Consider the following 19855-nt stretch of genomic DNA (forward strand, 5'->3'; position numbering starts at 1 on the left):
GATTTTGGGGAACAGCTTCATTTCTTCGATTAGGACTCTGTAAGCGTGCTTGTAAACTCCGTTAAAGTGCAAGTGTGCTAGTATTGACGAAGGTTATTAGGTCGTAGAGGCTGATTATTTCCCTGTGAGTGTTTTTCGGGTAGTGTTTGCTGATTATCGGATAGATTTCGGATTTTATGATCAGGATTTTCCTTTGAAAGCTCAATACAACCACCAATCAATCAAAAGACTTAAGTGCTTATAACTCTAACGATCTAATGGGAACTAGGGTTTATATATCTTTCCCGTATGGCCTCCAGGTGTAAACAGGTAATCCATTGTAGTTTTCGAGCTTCAAAATTCTGGGCATTGAATCGAGAGAAAACGGCAAAATGTACACAGGGGTTTTAAGCAGTTTGCCCAGCTTTAAAATTGGCTCAACGATTTCTGGGGTTGGCCGAACAGAATATATAGCAGTTGCGTTCCTGTATATCTCCAACCTCGGTGAAAAAACATCATCCACATAAGCTTCCAATCCTAATTCCTTGGCCTTTTTAACTGCCTCGGCGTTCCAATCCACAACTAAAACCTCTCTTCCGAGTTCTTTTAGCTTTAATGCTACTTTAAAGTTGAATCCAACTCCTATTTCAACGAATTTTCCCTCTGGATGTCTTTCGACTAGGAACATAGCGAGTTTCTCAAAACTCATAAAAGATACGAGAAAAAGAAAGGTTAAAAAGTTTTTTAGAATATTGCTTTTTTTGTTTTTTTATCGAAGGTGTGGATTTTCTTCATGTCAAAGACAACGTCAACCTCTTCCCCTTCCCTAACCTTAGACTCGGCCGAGAACTTACCAACAAAACTCAAACCACCAACCCTCAAATGCACGACCTTCTCCCCACCAAGATTCTCAACAATATCAACCCTAGCCCTAACCATATTCTCCCCAGGAACCTTCACCTGAGCAAACAAAGCATCATAAACATCCTCAGGCCTTATACCAAAAATAACCTCCCTGCCAACATATCCCAGCTCCTGCAAGACCTCAAACTGATCCGACAGCAGTTTAAGCCTGAACTCGCCAAAGTCCAAGAAACCGTCCTCGGTAACGCTGGCATCAAGGAAATTCATTGGTGGAGAGCCAATAAAACCAGCCACGAATGTGTTTGCGGGTTTATCATAAACCTCCTCCGGAGTTCCAACCTGCTGCAAAACCCCAGCATTCATCACGGCAATCCTGTCACCCATCGTCATAGCCTCAACTTGGTCGTGGGTGACGTAAATTGTAGTGACGCCAAGCTGCCTCTGCAGTTTCTTCAACTCAGCCCTCATCTTAACCCTCAACTTAGCATCCAGATTACTCAGCGGCTCGTCCATAAGGAAAACTTTGGGTCTTCTTACTATAGCCCTGCCAAGGGCAACACGCTGTCTCTGACCACCGGACAGCTCCCTCGGCTTCCTGTTGAGGAGTTCTGTCAGGCCGAGCAATTCGGCAACTTCCCTAACCCTCTGGTCAATTTCCTGCTTTGGTACTTTTCTGAGCTTTAATGGAAAAGCGATGTTGTCGTAAACAGTCATGTGGGGGTAAAGGGCGTAGCTCTGGAAGACCATGGCAATGTCCCTATCCTTTGGCGGAATGAAGATTCCTTTTTCTGGGTCGGCAACGAGTTTATCACCAATGTAAATCTGCCCCTTGCTCGGCTCTTCCAGCCCGGCAATCATTCTTAAAGTGGTAGTCTTACCACAACCGCTCGGTCCGAGTAAAACCATGAATTCTCCGTCTTTAATTTCTAAATTCATTTCTTTTACTGCTTGGAAGTCCCCAAATATTTTCCAAACATCTACAAGCCTCACACCAGCCATAGGAATCACCTCTTGATTTCAATTTTTTGCTACTTTAAAAATAAATAATAAGGAAAGAAAGTTACTCCATTTTTCTCCTTAGCAGCAGTGGGATTAACGCTAGTCCTACGAGTGTTGCTGGTCCGCAAATTCCTCCGGTTTCTGTTGGGCTTGGGGAGGAAGTTGGGGTTGATGAAGTTGCTGGACTTGATGTTGTACTTGGGGTTGTCGAGGTTGGAGAGGTCTCGCTTGGTGTTGGGCTTTCGGTTTTAGTGGGGGTTTCACTTTCGACGGGTTTTTCTTCAACTCCAAAGAGCGGTATCATTTTTACTGTTGCTCTCTTTCCATTTTCTGCATCATAACTACTCAGTTGTTCCTCCTGAGTTGGCTTAAATCCTTCTGGGACTAGGAGATCATACACTCTAGGCGCTACACCAGCAACAACTGCGTTAACATCAGCTCCTCCGCCCTTCCACTCCTCTGCCTCAACTGCAACTGGTCTCCACTTGTCTGGACCATAACCGTCTTGAGAACCAACAAGAACTGCTCCGTAGAGACCATAGTCTTCGTTTATTTCAATGTACTTCTTTGGAACTTCTACCACAATGGCGTTTCTAGCCGGATCTGCAGAGATTTTCATCTCGCCCTGATAACTCGTTCCATCTGAGAGTACAACTATGTTTCCGTAATCCCAACCGGCAACTCTAATCGCTAGATCCCATGGGTGCTCCGGGTCGAGGTCTACATTGCTTCCAGGCCCGTCGGGGAACATCTTAATTGCCGAAGTGTTGCCTCCTTCTTTGAAGTCGAAATATGCCTCAATTATCTGCAAGCTGAAGCCATTAGGCCCATTCCAGGGATTGCCGCCAAGATCCTTGAAGTAGTACTCAAATACATATGAATTTGGTTTCTCGAGAACTCTCACTTTGAGCAAGTCCAGGTGTCCAGGAACGAAAACCTTGTTAGTGGGATAAGTGTAGCTTCCAAGACCATAATCATCTCCTTCAACATCCTGAATTTCTGCAACTACAATCCCCTCAACCTGCTTTGGAAGTTTTACTTCTATCGGGCTCGTTATTATTTCAAGCTCTCCTTGATCATTGACCGTAGAGACAGCAAAGTAGAAGTCAGAGGGACTGTCCAGGTAGTCAAACGGGACGATAACCTCAACTCCTCCGTCGGTTTCTTTTACATCTACTTCTCCAACTTTTTCGCTGTTTTCATAGTCTGTTGCCTTGTAAACCTCTGCTTTGCCTTCTTTCACAATTATATGTTTGGTTATCATAAGACCAACACTATCTTTGCTGAATGGGAAGATATCGTATCTTAGTTCACTTGGTTTGGTCTGGAGAAGAGTAAATGTGTTACCCATCACCTTTCCGGGCTCAAAGATGCTTATTTCGAACTCTTTTGTAGTTTTAACAACAAAATGTAACCCCTGCTCATCAAAGTAGAGCTCTACTCCCTCAGCAATGGGTGATAAGCTCGACCAGCTCTTTTTCTCCCCTTCTGGTAATCCTGTGAGCTCTCTTATTGCATATGGCTCTCCGTTGGGGAAATAGTTTCCGAAGAGATAGCTTGGGATTTCCAGACCGGCGAACTTGTACATCTCGTAGAGATAGGCCTTGAGGTATCGGTCGAAGGTATAATCCTGTCCGCTGTCTTGGTCGCTTCCATACCACCAGAACCAGTCACTTGCCTCTGCCCTTAAAAGATACTCGTATGCAGTGTCCCAGTCGGCAACTTTATCTTTGTTCTCAAATAGTGCTTTCCTTCCCAGGTAGAGCCAGTACCATCCAAGGTTCTCCTGCGGCTCGCCAATCCATGTTGAGAGTGTTCCGTCAATCCAGCTGGACTCGGGCCACTGCATATTCTCTTCAACACCAGCCATGTCATAAAGCTCGCCGAGGCTTTGAGCCGTTAACAGGGCATTGACTTTCTCCTCTGTTGTAAAATCAAGCCTCTTCATGAGCTTTGGAGTGAGTTTGTTGGCCTTGTCGCCATACATCTGGATGTACTCGCTTGGAGTTACCGTCCTTATTAGGCCCTGCTTTTGAAGTTCAGTAAGCTTCTTGTACAGCTCCTCAAGGAATATTTTGCCATCAAACGGGTAGTGTTCCCATGGGTTCTCTCCGTCTAGGGTTACAACATAAACAAGGCTTCCATCGTAGTTCTCTTTTTGTATCCTGAGGAGTTCGTTTACAAAATCCTCAACGGCTTGGTATTGGTTCATGCCTGAATACCTAAACCCAACTCTGTCACTTAAGTCATGGTTTCTTGGGAAGAGATAGATTTTCTTGCCGTTAAATTCAGCCACCCAAGGCTTGTAATAGTTTTCAACTGTGTTTGGGATTCCAAGGATATCGAGAACCATTTGATCTGTCATTACCCACTTCCATCCATTGTTAGTTAATATCTCAAGGGTCTTGTCATTTAATGCGCTTTCTGCAGCCCATCCGCCCTGGGGTTCAACTCTGTTATCTCCAAGATACTCCTTGTAGAGCTCGTGGGCTTTCTTTACATGAGCATCAAAATCCTCGTACCACCCAAAGTCGTTGAGCAGTGGACCAATTGGATGAGCATAAGGAACTACAGTAACTTCGACATTTCCATTTCCAAGGAGGTAGTTTATTTTTTCGTGTTCTTCAAACGTGTGATTAAGAAGCCACATCTGGTGCTTTAGCACGGTTGCCACGTCTTCTCTTGTGTAGCCCCCAACATCCACTTTGTCGTAAAGTACCTTAAGCTCGGGGGTGTTGATTATGTAGTTATAGTCAGTCCAAGCCAAGTTGAACAGGACAGCCAAGTCAATGTAATCCTGCTCCGTGAATTCAGCCGTTATTTTCACCTTCTGCTCATTTAAAGGTAAGTTTGCATACTTTTTAAACGCACTTTCTCTTTTGTCCTTGAGTTCTGTGTATCTCTTCCACTGCTTTCTGTAGGGATTGCCGTTTTCGTCTGCAACGGGCTCTCCATTCCACGGGATTGTGTGGTCAAAAAATCCTCCTGGGGCTTGTAGCATAAACCATTTGTCTTCAAGTGTTAGTGGTTCTCCAGTTGCTATTTTCTCCGTGACTATCTGGTAGGTATCTTTTTTGCCGTTCATGTAATCGGCAAGCTGGGCAATTAAAGAACCCGACAAATCTATAGCAACATGAATATCTGGGTATTTGCTGAGATAGTTTGCCATCTTCCAGTAATTATTAGCTGCATGCAGCCTAACCCAAGGTCTGGTATAGATGTCCTGGATTGGATCATAGTAGTACGGTTGGTGCTGATGCCACACAATAATAACGTTCAATGGCTTTGGCTCCTCTGCCTTCACTCCTACTTCAGCAATGCTTAAAAGAACCAAAAATACAAAAAACAATGCTAGACCTTTTTTCATATTTCCCCACCTCACTCTTTTAATCCTCCAAGAGTAAGTCCACTCCTTACGTAGTTTTGGGCTAAGAGGAACATGATAAAGACCGGCAATGCGAATATCAAAGCGGCTGCGGCAAATTGATTCCACGAAATAGACCTCAAGTTCGCGAGCATTGTGTAGAGCCAGACAGTCAATGGATAGTTCTCCTGGTTGAGGAGCAGGTTCGCGAGTATAAGCTCTGTCCAACCTCCGATGAATGCAAATATTGCCACTGTTGCCAGTCCGGGGAGGGACATTGGAATAAGCACGTGCCTTATAATCTGCAGGTATCCCGCACCATCAACCAATGCTGCTTCGTCAAAATCTGGAGGGATTGAATCCAAGTAGGACTTTAAGAGCCATGTGTTAAACGGCACTCCACCAGCGGCATAGATTACTGGCAAAACAAAGATGTTATTGGTCAAGTGGAGCTTCACTAACATACCGTACAATGCAACCAATCCTGCTATCCCTAGTCCTCCTGCGACCTGAGTGAACATCAAGTAAAAGTATAGGACGTGCTCTCTCCCAAAGAACTTAAGTCTTGAAAATGCATATGCAGAGGGTATCACAAATAAGAGCGTCAAGATAACGGTGAGACTGGCTATCAGTAGACTTCTCTTCATGTAATCTGGGACTTCTCCACCTACTTTTGCTAAGCGAATAAATGCAAAGTCAGTTGCAGTGAATGTTGCCTCCTCAGCTGTTATTATTCCTCCGTCTTTTATCTCCATTTCCACGTTCTGGGCTTCGTAGGTGTTTTCATCGATCTTGGTGAACCCTGAGAGGTCTAAGGGCACTTCATCCGGGGAACTAACTTTTACTATTATTCTCTGTGCAGAGACCTTGAGGTTCTTGACACCGCCAGTACTTTCAACTTGCTTAGCACTTAGTTTTATTAGTTCACCTCTGACAATAATTTGAGTGTCATCTGCTTCTTGTCTCTCCTCTCCACCTTCTCTTTCGAGTATTTCTGTATCTATCAAGGTGAACCTACTCGAATAACTCCCTACAATCCTAGCCTCATGAAGTTCTATCTCATATCTGTTCAGGGAGTCCTTTATAGTGCCGTCTTTAGCATTTATTTCAAAGTTTGTTGTTTTTATCAGCCCCTCTGTATGGCCAATGAGCAAATCCTTGTAATTGGAGAGAGTAACCTTGTCTGGTATTAGGTCAATTTCAGTGGTTGCAAGAGCCCCTGATGGTTTAATGGAAAGCATTGCCATGTAATAAACGGGGAAGAGCAGAATTGCCAAAACAAAAAGTGCCAACAAAGTCAGTGCAAATGACTTTAACAGCTCATCCTTTCGCTTTGGCAGTTCAATTTTAAGCTTCATCCCTTAACCCCCTCCTGCAGTCTCGTTATTCTCATGTTGACGAACATGTAAACTGCGAGGACTATTGTTGCTATGAGCAAAATGGCTGCCGCTCTTCCGTAGTGAGGAACTGAACTGCCGAAAGCTTTTCTATATCCGTAGAGGAGCAGAAATCTGTCTTCAAAAAGACCTGCGTTGTAAATGAAGGGGACAAGGAAGTACTGAAAGCTTGCCGCGGAAGTTAGAATTGTGGCAAAAGCAATAGGCTTGCTGACAATTGGGATAACCACCTTCGTCAATCTCTGCCAGTAATTTGCTCCATCAATAATCGCTGCCTCAATGAGCGTATCTGGAACACTCTGGAGGGCCGAAGTTATTACCGTCATCATAAACGGATATGCAAGCCACACTTCAATTATGTTCAAAGCAACAAAGCCCCAAGTTACGCTTGTCATCCAGTCTGGTGGGTTTGTTACTCCCAGATTTTTCAACATTATATTAATCGGACCCACAACAGGATCAAACATAAAACGCCATACCATTACGGAAAAAAGCAGAGGCAACGCCCATGGAATTATCAAAAGGGCTCTATAGAAAAACTTACCCTTTACGTATTTATTGTTATAAAGAACACTCAAAAGAATTCCAACAATAACTTTCAAACTCACACTGGTCGCCACAAAAACCCAAGTCCAGACAAAAGCAGATCTGAACTTTGGATCGCTTAACGCCCATTTAAAGTTTTCCAGCCCGACAAACCTCAACGGTTCGGCAGTAGGAGCTTGTATTGGGAAGTTGCCCAACTTAGCGTTTGTGAATGCAATGTAAACGGAGTACAGTATTGGGTAGATGTTAAAAAACAGGAACGCTATCATACCGGGCAATATCAGGGCAAGAGCGGCTATTGTTCTTTTATCCATTCACTCACCCCCGAGAACTAGAAATAGAAAGAAAAAGAAGAAAAATCAGCTAACCGCTAATGGCATCGAGTATTTCTTTCTGTGCATCTTGGAGCGCTTGCTCAATGGTCTTCTTTCCGCCGATTATGTCTGTGATTGCAGTGGCAACTGGGCCCCAAACTGCTCCCATCTCTGGGCTCTTTGGCATTGGGATTGCGTATTGGACTGCTTGACCAAAGCCGTAAAGTACAGGATCATTCTGGATCTCTGGGTCGTTAAGGACTTCGGTAAGCACTGGGATGTAACCGTTCTGGAGTGAGAGGGTCTTAATGACATCTGGGTTGGTTGTGAACCATTCGAGGAATGTCCAGATAGCATCCTTCTTGCTCGGGTCGTTAAGCTTTGCAACGTAGATAAGTCTGACTCCACCGTATGGGTGAGGCCTGTGCTGATCGTCGATAGCCGGAAGTGGGACTATGCCGAAGTTTATTCCGGCTTTCTTAACGTCTGGAATGCTCCATGGGCCGTTAACCATCATTGGGGCTTTGCCATCGTGGAATAAGCTTACTTGGGCGTTGTAGTCTTGGGTCTTTGCAACATATGGGAATATCTGCTCAAAGAAGAACTTAAATCCTTGCAAAGTTTCTGGCTTGTCAAGACCAGGAGTCTTTGTCTTATCATCAAAGTAGTAGCCACCAAAGGCATGCACCCAACCTGAGAGGAAGTATGGATCCATTGGGGTGGCAAGACCATAAGTACCTTCAGCTTCATTGTAGTATTGCTCCATAATTGCCTTCATTTCATCAAAGGTCTCTGGTGGGTTTGGAACCATGTCCTTGTTGTAAATTAAAGCTACAGTCTCGGCGGCATAAGGCATTGCATAGTAGTGGCCGCCGTATTCAATTGCATCTTGAGCCATTGGGCTGAACTTGCTTAGAACTTCGGGAGTTATGTATTCGTCAATGGGCTCGAGCATTCCGGCCTCGGCGAACTTTCCAATCCAGTCGTGGGCCCACATGAAAAGGTCTGGGCCTTGTCCAGCAGGAATTGCAGCTTTAAGAGAAGTCTCCAAATCAGCTTTTTGTTCAAGTTGAATGTCAATGTTTGGATATTCTATCTCAAACTCGGCAATTAAATCCTCAAAAGCCTTGATCTCATTCGGACCAATTGCATGCCATATAACAATTGTCACTTTTTCTCCACTTGTCGTTGTAGTTGTTGTTTGAGTGGGAGAGCTTGTGGTTGTTTGGGTTGGGGAGCTTGTGGATGTTGTTTGTGTGGGGCTTGAAGTAGTTTCCCCACCACCAATACACCCACTTGCAACTACTCCAATTGCCAGCACTCCAATCAACAATAAAGCAAACAGTACCTTCTTCATGCATATTCACCTCAGTTGAATATTTCATTTTAGTATCATCTCCAGTGATATATATACCTTACGCTTTGATGCTCATACAATGACAGGTGTTCTAAATGAGACACTGATGAAAAAATTTAGGATTTTATGAGGAATGACCAACAAAAAATGAAAATGGTTTTAGAACAGAGCCCTCTAAGTCTCCCAGTAATATTTCATCGGGCGATTTTCTAAGAGAAACAGGGTTTTCTGAATAGTTTATCCCGATTAAAAGCCTCTCTTCTCCATGTATTCTCTCATAAAGCAACATCCCTTCCCGAAATTCTACAGGTTCAAATGCCCCAACCTGTAGTGCCTTACTGCCCTTTCTCAGCTTTATCAACTCTTTAACGATATTTAAAATCTCAAAATCCCATCTCTTCTTATTCCATTCCATAGGTGCCCTTGAACGCTCCATAAAAGGAGCCTCTATATTTCTCATCCCAATTTCGTCACCGTAATAAATAGACGGAACCCCCTTGTACGTGAAAAGAAAAACCAAGGCGCAGAGATATTTTCTCCTGTCTCCAAGCAGGCTGAGCATTCTATCCACGTCATGGTTGTCCAAAAAGTTATACATTGCATACTCAGCAGGGCCGTAGTATACGCTCAAAAGCTCAAGCCAGTTCAAGAACTGCTCTGCGTTAATTTCCCTCGTCACAAAAAATCTCAAAATTGCCTCATATAGCGGGTAATTCATGGTTCCATGAAACTTATTGAACAACCACAGCCGTGCGTCGTCCATTACTTCCCCAACTAGATAAGCATCACCTGGTAGCGTTTCTCTAATTTCTTTCCATACTTCGGGAGGAACTCCGTGAGCAACATCTAATCTCCAGCCATCGGCTCCTTTTTTAATCCAGTATTCCATTACATCCTTAATGAACTCTTTTACCTCTTTGCTGTCGTGGTTTAAGCGGGGCATCAACCATACAGAATAAAAGCTCTCATAGTTCCATCTGAGAGATTTAAGCCGCTTATACTTTTCATGCCATGGGAGGTCTGAGTATAAAATATCAAGGAACCTTTTTGGAGCGACTGGAAACCCGGTTATGCGATAAAAATTCTTATACCTGCTGTTCTTTCCGTTTTTGACTACATCCTGAAAGTAGGGGTGGAAAAAGCTCGTGTGGTGAAATACTCCATCCAAAACAAGTTTTATGTCTTCTTTTTTCAGCTTTTGCACTAACTTTTCGAAGGCTTTATCTCCTCCAAACTTTTGGGCGACATGATAATAATCCACTATGTCATATCCGTGATACGTCATTGACTCAAAAATGGGGGTTAAATAGAGAGCATTTACTCCCAGTTCAGTTAGGTACTCAATTTTCTGGATTACTCCCTCCAGGTCCCCTCCATAATGGGAAATGCTTCCGAGATCAATTCTGCCGTTGGGATCGTTTTCAGGATTTCCGTTAAAGAACCGGTCTGGCATTATCTGGTAAAAAACCCTGTTTAAAAGCCATGAAGGCAGGGGGTATTTTTCTTCCTGCTTCCCTAAATCAACATCAAAGTCTCCATATTCTAGGGTGTCTTCATCTGTTTGTACTCTAAAGTAGTAGTGTAGGTTCTCTTTTTTTGGGAGTCTTACTTCGAAGTAATCAAAAAGCTCATCGTGGGCTTTCTTTCTCATTTCCCAGCTTTTCTCTTCCACCAGAAAAACCCTTTTAACGATCCCTTTAAGTGCTCTAAGACGTATATAAGTGTAGTCTCCAAAGGAATACAAATATGTGAGTGCAGGGAAATGGTAAATTTCCTCGTCTGAGAAAATTCTCGCTACATTTGCCTCTCTTTCAGCCTTATAAGAGAGCCTTCGAAAGTGCTTCTTATTCGGGTTTTCAGGGTCAAGCACTTCTTTGCCATCTACTGAGAATGTGTAGTACCAAACTCCTTCAGGAAGCTCTACCCTTATATACCATCTATCTCCCTTTTCTTTCATCCTAAAGCTTCCCTCGTTGAATGCATTAAAATTTCCCAGAAGGTATGCATAGGATCCACTTTTAGGTATAGAGAACTCGGTGATTCCCACCTTTCCAAGGTAGTCATCGTCTTTAAATCCGAAAGTTTTATACATATTAAACACCTCTAATGATTAGGTATCACTCTTAATGTTTAAATTTTCGAAAGTGAATATTAAAAGCCTTTAGGAGGAAAAAACATGAGGGAAGAAGAGATAATTAAAATGCTTCAGAAGCTTGGTTTAACAAAATACGAAAGTTTGGCATATATAACTCTTCTAAAGCTCGGAACGAGCAAAGCCACAGACCTTACAAAGGAAAGCGGAATCCCTCACACGAGGATATACGACGTGTTGAGCTCTCTTCACAGAAAGGGATTTGTGGACATTATGCATGGGACACCGAGAATGTACAAGCCAGTGAATCCAGAAATAGTTTTTGAGAAACTTAAAGAAGAGCTTTTAAGTGATATAGACTCTGTAAAAAAAGCCCTTCTTGAGCTCTACAAATCGGTCCATGGCGAAGACATACCTGAAATATGGACTATCCACGGATTTGAGAACACTTTGGAGAGAGCCGAGTATATAATAAGAAGCGCAGGACGGGAAGTGCTAATAAATACACCTTTTGAGTTTTTACGATTGCTCAAAGATGAAATTAAAAAGAGAAAGGATGCCATATTTGTAATTGTAAGCAACTTTGAAGAGATTCCAGACTGGCTTAACAAAGAGAACGTGATTTTAGCTAAAAGCGGGGGAGCTCCGTGGCTAATGGCAACTTGGATTATAGGAGATGTAGACTACGCGCTCTTTTTTGGAGCACTCCCCAAGGATAGGAGAAGAGAAAAATTCTATTCCTTCTGGGGCAAATCTCCAAAGTTAATCCAGAACTACATGCACTGGTTCTACACAATGTACTTTGACAACAGTGAAGTCATAAAGCCTGTTGAATATGAAAGGGTCAAGAAGCCTTTTGAAGTAGTTAGTATAAGAACCCTTATAACGATCCTTAAACAGGCAGGGCTTCCAAGAAAGCTAGAGGTCATAGGGCACTTCGTTGATACAAGAGATGAAGCAACGATAAATGGACAGGTTGTTGATTATGAGTACACATCTCTCACGGCCAATATAACTATCAGAGATGAAAAAGGAAAAGAGTGGAAAGTTGGAGGACTAGGAAGCTACTTTGAAGACATTGAGGGAGAAAAGTTCATTTTATTAGAGTAAAGGAGGTATAGATATGAGAATACTAATGCTTGGATTTGAGTACTTGCCGGTAAAAGTTGGAGGGCTTGCAGAAGCTATCACAAGCATTGCAGAAACTTTAGCAAAGCTCAACAACGAAGTCTGGGTTTTTACACCTTCTCATGGTCATATAGACGGAAAAAAACTTCTTGAGTTCGATATAAATGTTTACGGGAGCAAGGAAAGGGTAAGAGTATACGAAAGAATTCAAAACGGCGTTAGGGTATTTGCTCTAAGCAACAATCTGCTTGACAACAAAGACGTCTACGGACCCGGATGGGAGGGAATGCTTGGCAAAGCCGTGCAGTTTGGAAAGGCAAGTGTTGGTCTGCTGAACTACCTGATAGAGAATGAAGGAAAACCAGACGTATTACATTTCCACGACTGGCATACCGTCTTTGCTGGAGCTTTGATTAAAAAGTACTTCCAGCTCCCGGCAGTCTTTACAATCCACAGGCTCAATAAATCCAAGGTTCCGGCCCATTACTTCCACGAGGCCCATCTCAGCGAGTTAGCCCCTTACCCCGATATAGACCCGGAGTATGTGGGTGCTTATATAGCTGAGGTAGTGACGACCGTAAGCAAAAGCTATCTCTGGGAGGAGTGGGACTTTTACAAAAACTTTGAAGGAAAGGCCACCTATGTTTACAACGGTATAGCATGCGACTTCTGGAACGAGGAATTGCTGGAAAACAAAGAGCTGCCGAGAGAAGAGAGAAGAAGAAAGGTCCTTGAGGGCTCAGGACTGAGCGATGGAATTGCCTTCATGTTTATTGGTAGATTCGACAGAGGACAGAAGGGTGTTGACACACTTTTAAGAGCTATTGAACTTATTGCTCAAAGTTATCCTTCTGAGTTTTCGAAAATGCGCTTCCTAATCATTGGGAAAGGAGATCCCGAGCTTGAAAGCTGGGCTCATGCATTAGGAGCAAAGTATCCAGAAAACGTTAAGGTAATTACTCAAATGCTGAAAAGAGAGTTCACAAGGGAGCTCTACGGCAGTGTTGATTTTGTTATAGTGCCTTCCTACTTTGAGCCCTTTGGCTTAGTTCAGATGGAGGCTATGTGTCTAGGGGCAATTCCCATTGGATCAGCTGTTGGTGGAATAAAGGACACTATAATAAGCTTGGATAAAGACGAAGAAAATGCCACCGGATTGCTTGTTCCTCCGAGAGACCCAAATGCTCTTGCTCAGGCAATTCTCAGGATGGCTAAGCTCAGAGAAGAGAGCCCCCAGATAATTGAAAAAATGCGCCAGAATGGAAAGAAAAGAACCAATGTCTTCACATGGGAAAATGCCTGCAGAAGGTACATGAGGGCATATAAGAATGACATAGACAAAGCAGTCGAGTTCCTGAAGTAGGGCATCAGCACCGAGATTTGTCCTCACCGCTCGGAAGCGGCCAAGCTCATCATCTGCCACAAACCTTTAATTCTTTTTTCCTTATAACGTTGAGGTGGAAACATGAAGTGCCCCTTCTGCAGTCCATCCGAAGAGGTTCTGCTCTATGAAGACGAACACATTAGGATTCTCATAGACTCTTTTCCTGCAAACAGGGGACATCTTCTCGTGGTACCAAAGAGACACGTTGAAGATTGGAATGAGCTCAAAGAGGAAGAAAAATTTGCCATAATGAGAGGAATAGAGCTGGCAATTGAGAAGCTAAGTGAAGCTCTAAAGCCGGACGGCTTTAACGTTGGGATAAACCTTGGGGAAGCAGCAGGTCAAACGGTGGCTCATCTTCATGTTCATGTGATACCGAGGTACAGAGGGGACACTAATTTCCCGCGAGGAGGTGTAAGAAAGGCGGTTTTGGACATTGAAGATGAGAACTTAAGCTTAAAAGAGAAATGGGCTAGAAACAGGCTCACTCAAAAAGAAAAAGAGACATTAAAAAGGCTATTCGCTCACATCTAAGACCTCAGCCTTCTGGAATTCCACGATTTTCTTTGGACTTAGCCTGCTCAACCTGTCTATCCTTCCTCCTCCGCCGATTACAAACTCCTTTTCCACGACTTTCTTGTCAACCACTGTTTTTATAGGGATGCCCACTGGGGGGACTTCACCAACTTTGTAGCCGGTTATCTCTTCCACTTCCTTTGGTTTCGCCATTCTGACGTTTCCAAAAATGTTTCTTAGCTTCTCCAGGCTCACCTTTGATTTTCCGTCGACTATGACCAAAATGGGTTCGCTTTCATTTACAATGAAAACGAGAGACTTGATAATGTTTTCGGGACTAACTCCCAGGAGCCTGACAACCTGCTCCACAGTTTTTACTTCTCCTTTTGGCTCTATAATCTCCCCTCCCAGCTCTTTAACAATTTCTTCCACTCTTATTGCCTTGGAGGGATATTTCTCCTCGTTCTTTTTCAATTTTCTCTCCACGGCTTCGTCAAGGTCGATGTTAAGCTCATGGGCTAAAAGGGTAAGGTATATTATCACATCAGCCATTTCATCGGCAATTTCCTCTTTCTTCTTTGGGTCTTTAATGCTCTGAAGTATTTCCTCGTTGGTTTCCCATTGGAAGTGCTCTAGAAGCTCTCCCACCTCAACAGCCAGAGAAATTGCGAGATTTTTTGGAGTATGGTACTTTTTCCAAAGCCTTTCATCCCTAAATTTGACAGCTCTCTCTTCGATTTCTTTAAAATTCATGAGCCTTCATCTCCTTTAGGAGTGTTAGATATCTCAATAGCTCTTCCAGTTCTTCCTTTGAAAACTTTTTCTCAGCATATTCCTCAGGGTCAAAAGATGACAGGTAATCCTTTATTTTGTTTAACCTATCTAGTTCGTCCTCCAGCTCAAGAGACCTTTTTGTAAACTCCCAGGAAGTATGAGGGCTTTCAAAAATCCGCTGCTTGTTGCTGACTATGGCTATCTTTACATTTGCTATCGCTTCGTCAACTAGTTCCAACAGCTCCTTTATATTCATCCTTCACACCGTTGATAATAACCAAGTAAATTATTTAAAGTTGATTGAAAAAGTTAATATGAGGGAAGCTCCATGGATTTTGACCTGTTCATGGAGAGGTATGGCTACAAAATTCTCCTTGGGATAATAGCAGTAGTTATCATTAGCCTTCTCGCAATTCCCATCCTTGGAATTGCAGAATTAATAAGGATGTATGGGCTCGAAATTGGGCTTATAACCATCATAGTGTCGGCAGTTTATGGTTTTACAGTGTGGAGAAGATTTAATGAGGCACGTGCAGAAGCTCTTGGGAAGTACTTCTACGACGACAAATGGTATAAAAAAAGGTAGAATCACTTCTTGCTTGGATAAACTATCGCATCGAAGGGACAGAGCTGCTCGCAAAGCCCGCAACCTGTGCATATTAGCGGATCGATTTTCATCTTCCCTTTTTCCTCCTCAAAGACCAGCGCTGGACAGCCGGTTAGGAGGGCACATGCTTTACATCCTGTGCACTTCTCCTCAATGACCACCGGTATTTCTCCAATTTCGCCCCTTCTAAGCACTGGAATTATACATTCCCTCTTTGCTATTATTACTGCCGGGCCTTTAACCTGCATAGCTTCTTTTATAGCCTCCTTAGTGGTTTTTAGATCATATGGATCCACGGTTTTTATGTACTTCACTCCAAGTGCCTTTACGAGTGATTCGATATCTATTTCCCTGAATTTCCTTTTAGTTTCACTGCCCCCAGTTCCCGGGTGTGGTTGATGCCCAGTCATTGCAGTTGTTCTGTTGTCAAGTATCATAACTAAAACATCAAGATCTTTATAAACAGCATCTACAAGAGGTTGCAATCCATTGTGGAAAAACGTGGAGTCTCCTATGGTGGCTATTATTTTCTTACCCATAGCTATGCTCTGACCATTTGCGAGGCTTATGCTTGCTCCCATGACATATTCAGTCCATATTGCCTCTAAGGGTGGGAGTAAAGATAAAGCATAGCACCCTATGTCCCCATGAATGGGGAGTTCATCTTTCTTGAACCCTAATTCTTTTAGGGCATCAAGCAAAGCTCTATAGGAGCCCCTGTGTGGACAGCCGGGACACATTGTGGGAGGTCTTGAGGGGGCTAGGTTTTCTGCTTCTTCAACTTCTTTTGCCTTTATGTATTCTTCTCTATCCTTGCCGAGGAGCTTCAAGAGGACACTTTTAACCAATCTTGGAGTTAGTTCACCTTCAAGAGGCAGATGTCCGGTGCGTTTTCCATATATTGGAGTTGTTATCCCTTCTTCCTGGGCTACTATCTTTACCTCTTCCTCCAAAAACGGTGCACCATCTTCCACAACTATTGCTTTTTTAACTCCCTTCAGGAACTCAACGACGAGTCTTCTCGGCAGAGGGTGGGGTGTTGAGATTTTGAGGATTTTAAATTTCTCATCAAGTTTTGAAACAACTTCTTTCACGTAATTGTAGGGTGCCCCTTCAGCTATAATCCCAATCTCGCCCTCCCCTTCAATCCAGTTAAAGCTTAAGCCCTCGAATTCAGCTTCAATTTCTTTCAGTGTCTTATTCAACCACCTGTGCCTCTCAAGGTTGCCCTTCATTGAAGCCCTTACATATCTTTGAATATCCTTTTCAAACTTCGGCTTTCTGTCAAGCTTGACGAATTCTCCTACCTCCACATCGGCAGTTGTGTGGTTTACTCTCGTGGTTGTCCTGAAAATGACAGGTACTTTGTACTTCTCACTCAGTTCATACGCATATTTTATCAAATCATGGGCTTCCTGAACGTCTGCAGGCTCCAGAACAGGTAGCAAAGCGAGCTTTCCGTAATACCTGTCGTCCTGCTCCGTTTGAGAAGTATGCGGCCCGGGGTCATCGGCCACTAAAATAACGAGCCCCCCTTCTACTCCAGAATAGGCGAGGCTCATTAGAGGGTCAGCAGCAACGTTAAGTCCAACACACTTCATCGTTACAAGTGCCCTGAGACCAGCATAAGCAACTCCCGCGGCTTCTTCAAGTGCCACTTTCTCATTGGGCGCCCATTCGGCGAAGACTTCGGGGTTTAGTCTTGCTATGGTCTCAATAACTTCAGTTGAAGGTGTTCCGGGATATCCGGTTGCGAATGATACACCACTTTCGAGCGCTCCATATGCAATCGCTTCATTTCCCATGAGAAGCTTTTTAGTTAATGACTTGGCAACTGTCGGAGAACTTGAGCTAGCTTCCATGCTCACCACCACAATTCCTTGGGTTTTGAACCTATAAAACCTGTAGTTCGAAGAAAAACAAGGAAAATCGAAAATTTTTTAGATTTTGGCCTCAAAAACCATAAACATTCTCGCTACGGGGTTTGGATAAATTTCCCAGTCAGTATCAATTTTTTCTATTGGTATCTCTCCGTAGAGACCCCCTTCCCTTGGGTCGAGGCTCTTTCCCAATATTCTAGTTCCGTTTATCTCGACACTCATGTATCTTGGAAGCCCTATCCGTACAAAGCCTTCCCTCATTGCATACTCAATCCCCCACTTCACGGAATAAATTCCCGCGTAAAGCTCGGCTATTCTTACGGCAACACTTTCTTTCCCTATAGCTAAGATCTCAACTCCAGTTTCTTCCCAAAATCTCTTTGCCAACGGCTGCAGATCTTTGCTTAACTCGTGCCATATGGCTTTTCCTCTATCGGAAATTCTCAGCGCATCTATAGTTGGATCATCCAGTTTTCTAACTTCTATTCCCCCAAGGCTGGAGTCTAGGTGGATAACATCGGGCTTTACTTTTCTTGCAAGCTTTAATCCCAGAAGAGCTTCATCCTTCAGTGCCGTCCTTCCGCTGAGGTCATAGTCAAAAGGATTGGAGTACTTCACAATGCTCAGCGTTGCTGTTCTGTATGGTTTCTCCACCAAAACAGCTGCAGTTGCTATTAGACCAATTGGATTGTAGTTTTCATCTAATACCGCTCCTCCAGTATCTGCAGAGACTATCCTCATATTTCTCACCTTTTTGGCTCCAAATGGGCCCTTTTAACAACCAAAACTCCCGAACCAGTGAAGGCATCCCATATTTTTTCGGTTTCGTCAAAGACTATTTTTGCCTTAAAAAATGGTGCATCTCTAACGAATGTTTCGAATTCTCCTCCTTCGCCAGCAATGTGAACTTTATACTTCCTGTTAAGCTCCTTCAGCTCTTCAAGGGCTTTTTCATCTATTTTTCTCCCCAGCCATTTTTCATCCAGCCCATAGGCTGAAACTCCTACTATAACAACATCGAGGCCATCACGAATTAGGGCTCGCATGTACTCCTCTGGCTCAACCTTCCAGAAGGGCACAAAGACCTTTATTCCAAGTTCCTTGGCAATTCGTTCGACCCTTTCTTTTTGATACTGGCTAGCCAACGCCCCAGCGACGACACCCTCTATCTTTAGCCCCTCGAGAACTCTCTTCAAGTCTTCAACCTCTCTTTCTTTCTCTCCCTTCGTAAAACCTTTGACGATGGGAATTCCAATAGCTCTCGCCTGCAGTTCTGTGAGGTGAAGGTTTGGGACGTGATACATGTAACTTTCTTCACTCTCAGAGTGCATTGTGACAAGATATCTAACTTCATGACCTTCCTTCAATGCCCAATAAAGGGCATATGTAGAGTCCTTTCCTCCAGAAAAGAGTACTGCGACCTTCATTTCTGACCCTCTTTGTGTTTTTGAAAAATAGTTAAACAGAGCTTTTAAAAAATTTTGGAGATCAGAGATGATACTGTTAGGATAAGCTGTGGGGTGTCAGGTTTAAGTTACTGGCAGTACTTTAGAAAAAGAAGGGGGAACATGAAGTCTGAAACCATTATTTACTGGGTGGTTTCAGCCTTAAAACCCTTTCGTCGCAACAAAATCCCACCAGAAAAGAAAATCAGGGGAGTAGAATTATACCTGCGAGGCCTCAGTTACCGGCAAACCGCCAGAATACTCAAAATCAGTCACGTAACAGTCTGGGAGGCAGTCCAAAAACTCGCAGAAGCAGTTTACAAGCCAAAAATCCTCGCAGTCAAAAAACAGCGAAACTTCATCGCAGTTGACGAAACAGTAATAAAAATCAACGGGAAGAAAAGATACCTCTGGGCTGCAATTGACGTTGAGAGCAAGGAAGTTTTAGCAGTCTGGATTACGACTGTTAGAAACTGGTGGGTTGCCAGGGATTTCATTCTGGTTGTTTTAAAGTCGTGTGAAGGGCAGCCTGTCTTTCTGGTTGACAGGGCGAGCTGGTATAAGTCTGCTTTTAAGAGTTTGAGGTTGGGTTATCTGCATGTGACTTTCGGGCCGAGGAACAGTGTTGAGCGCTGGTTTAGGACGTTGAAGGAGAGGACGAAGCGTTTCTGGAATAATTTCAGGGGTAAAGACTGGAGGAGGGTTCATAGGTTTGTTTTTCTGTTTGCCTTCTGGTATAATTTTGTCAGAATTCATTCTAGTTTTGGTGATCCGCCTGGTGATGTTACTGAATGGCTTCAGGAGGTGATGCCCCAGTTATCCTAACAGTATCGTTTAGTCTGAAAGAGAGTTTATATTGTTTGCGTAAAGTTTAAGAACTCTTTTGAGCGCCTCAATACTTCATTGACGTACTTATGTGATCATTAAAATGGTGGGGCCGCCGAGATTTGAACTCGGGTCACGGGCTCCCAAAGCCCGCAGGATAGACCAAGCTACCCCACGGCCCCATTGCAATGGAGCCCCGGGCGGGATTTGAACCCGCGGCCTGCGGATTACAAGTCCGCCGCCCCACCAGGCTAGGCTACCGGGGCACCGAATGAAGAAAGGCTTAAGTTGGTATATAAACTTTTCGCCTAAGCAGGGCGTGTTTATAGTAACCTTTATTAGGGTTTTTGCTGAATTCTTTCAGGTGGTTGTCGTGATCCCCAG

At 43.6% G+C, this 19855-nt stretch carries 17 protein-coding genes, 2 tRNA genes and 1 pseudogene; 5 read left to right on the forward strand and 15 right to left on the reverse strand.

The genetic code is table 11. The features are described 5' to 3' along the window. From THEPK_RS12840 to THEPK_RS00695, 8 genes and pseudogenes are all read right to left on the reverse strand, one after another. Nucleotides 1-214, reverse strand: a pseudogene (locus tag THEPK_RS12840) (IS982 family transposase); the annotation flags it as partial. A 57-nt stretch (nt 215-271) separates the two neighbouring features. Continuing rightward, nucleotides 272-688: a UPF0146 family protein gene (locus THEPK_RS00665; protein ID WP_042697054.1), complete on the reverse strand. Its 417-nt coding sequence runs from the start codon at nt 686-688 to the stop codon at nt 272-274. Between the two features lie 35 nt (nt 689-723). Beyond that, nucleotides 724-1842: an ABC transporter ATP-binding protein gene (locus THEPK_RS00670; RefSeq protein ID WP_042697057.1), complete on the reverse strand. Its 1119-nt coding sequence runs from the start codon at nt 1840-1842 to the stop codon at nt 724-726. A gap of 61 nt (nt 1843-1903) precedes the next feature. Continuing rightward, entirely contained in the window at nt 1904-5209 is a 3306-nt protein-coding gene (locus THEPK_RS00675; RefSeq protein WP_042697059.1) for a glucodextranase DOMON-like domain-containing protein, read from the reverse strand. Nucleotides 5210-5220: 11 nt separating this feature from the next. Continuing rightward, nucleotides 5221-6564: an ABC transporter permease subunit gene (locus tag THEPK_RS00680; protein ID WP_042697062.1), complete on the reverse strand. Its 1344-nt coding sequence runs from the start codon at nt 6562-6564 to the stop codon at nt 5221-5223. Beyond that, nucleotides 6561-7463 carry a carbohydrate ABC transporter permease gene (locus THEPK_RS00685; protein WP_042697064.1) on the reverse strand — a complete coding sequence of 301 codons (903 nt, stop codon included), beginning with the start codon at nt 7461-7463 and terminating at the stop codon, nt 6561-6563. Before THEPK_RS00685 ends, THEPK_RS00680 begins: the two co-directional genes overlap by 4 nt. A 49-nt stretch (nt 7464-7512) precedes the next feature. Next, nucleotides 7513-8820 (reverse strand): extracellular solute-binding protein, encoded by a 1308-nt coding sequence (locus THEPK_RS00690; RefSeq protein WP_042697066.1) that lies wholly within the window; start codon nt 8818-8820, stop codon nt 7513-7515. A 124-nt stretch (nt 8821-8944) separates the two neighbouring features. Beyond that, the gene (locus THEPK_RS00695) at nt 8945-10912 is read right to left on the reverse strand and encodes an alpha amylase N-terminal ig-like domain-containing protein (protein WP_042697068.1); all 1968 of its coding nucleotides are present in this window, start codon (nt 10910-10912) and stop codon (nt 8945-8947) included. A gap of 84 nt (nt 10913-10996) precedes the next feature. Between THEPK_RS00695 and trmBL1 the strand changes: the two genes are divergently transcribed. The 3 genes from trmBL1 (at nt 10997) to THEPK_RS00710 (ending at nt 13958) form a co-directional block, all read left to right on the forward strand. Continuing rightward, nucleotides 10997-12022 (forward strand): HTH-type sugar sensing transcriptional regulator TrmBL1, encoded by a 1026-nt coding sequence (gene trmBL1 / locus THEPK_RS00700; protein ID WP_042697070.1) that lies wholly within the window; start codon nt 10997-10999, stop codon nt 12020-12022. A gap of 13 nt (nt 12023-12035) precedes the next feature. Then, nucleotides 12036-13403, forward strand: coding sequence for a glycogen synthase (locus THEPK_RS00705; RefSeq protein WP_042697072.1), 1368 nt, complete (start codon nt 12036-12038; stop codon nt 13401-13403). 102 nt (nt 13404-13505) lie between these two features. Then, complete coding sequence (locus tag THEPK_RS00710; protein ID WP_042697073.1) at nt 13506-13958, forward strand: HIT family protein; 453 nt, start codon at nt 13506-13508, stop codon at nt 13956-13958. On the opposite strand, the gene THEPK_RS13760 is transcribed toward THEPK_RS00710, so the two are convergent. Together THEPK_RS13760 and THEPK_RS00720 are read right to left on the reverse strand one after the other, a co-directional pair. Beyond that, complete coding sequence (locus tag THEPK_RS13760) at nt 13941-14693, reverse strand: YbaK/EbsC family protein (protein ID WP_042697074.1); 753 nt, start codon at nt 14691-14693, stop codon at nt 13941-13943. The two genes, THEPK_RS00710 and THEPK_RS13760, sit on opposite strands and share 18 nt — an antisense overlap. Next, on the reverse strand, nt 14683-14970 hold the full coding sequence (locus tag THEPK_RS00720) for a hypothetical protein (protein ID WP_042697075.1): 288 nt from the start codon (nt 14968-14970) through the stop codon (nt 14683-14685). Before THEPK_RS00720 ends, THEPK_RS13760 begins: the two co-directional genes overlap by 11 nt. Nucleotides 14971-15042: 72 nt before the next feature. Between THEPK_RS00720 and THEPK_RS00725 the strand changes: the two genes are divergently transcribed. Beyond that, nucleotides 15043-15300, forward strand: coding sequence for a hypothetical protein (locus tag THEPK_RS00725; protein ID WP_042697076.1), 258 nt, complete (start codon nt 15043-15045; stop codon nt 15298-15300). Between the two features lie 2 nt (nt 15301-15302). Here the strand turns inward: THEPK_RS00725 and iorA are convergent, their stop codons facing one another. The 3 genes from iorA to THEPK_RS00740 all read right to left on the reverse strand — a co-directional run bounded on the left by iorA (nt 15303) and on the right by THEPK_RS00740 (nt 18628). Beyond that, nucleotides 15303-17183: an indolepyruvate ferredoxin oxidoreductase subunit alpha gene (gene iorA / locus THEPK_RS00730; protein ID WP_052315862.1), complete on the reverse strand. Its 1881-nt coding sequence runs from the start codon at nt 17181-17183 to the stop codon at nt 15303-15305. A 78-nt stretch (nt 17184-17261) separates the two neighbouring features. Further along, nucleotides 17262-17942, reverse strand: coding sequence for a DUF4152 family protein (locus THEPK_RS00735; RefSeq protein WP_042697077.1), 681 nt, complete (start codon nt 17940-17942; stop codon nt 17262-17264). A 5-nt stretch (nt 17943-17947) separates the two neighbouring features. Continuing rightward, complete coding sequence (locus THEPK_RS00740) at nt 17948-18628, reverse strand: diphthine--ammonia ligase (protein ID WP_042697080.1); 681 nt, start codon at nt 18626-18628, stop codon at nt 17948-17950. A gap of 141 nt (nt 18629-18769) precedes the next feature. Here THEPK_RS00740 and THEPK_RS00745 point away from each other — a divergent pair, with 141 nt between their 5' ends. Then, nucleotides 18770-19471 carry an IS6-like element ISPfu1 family transposase gene (locus THEPK_RS00745; protein WP_011011522.1) on the forward strand — a complete coding sequence of 234 codons (702 nt, stop codon included), beginning with the start codon at nt 18770-18772 and terminating at the stop codon, nt 19469-19471. Between the two features lie 104 nt (nt 19472-19575). Here THEPK_RS00745 and THEPK_RS00750 read toward each other — a convergent pair. Then, nucleotides 19576-19653 (reverse strand) — tRNA-Pro (locus tag THEPK_RS00750). A gap of 7 nt (nt 19654-19660) precedes the next feature. Next, nucleotides 19661-19737 (reverse strand) — tRNA-Thr (locus THEPK_RS00755). Nucleotides 19738-19855 lie beyond the last annotated feature (118 nt).

Source organism: Thermococcus sp. PK (assembly GCF_000430485.1).
Classification (GTDB): Archaea; Methanobacteriota_B; Thermococci; order Thermococcales; family Thermococcaceae; genus Thermococcus_A; species Thermococcus_A bergensis.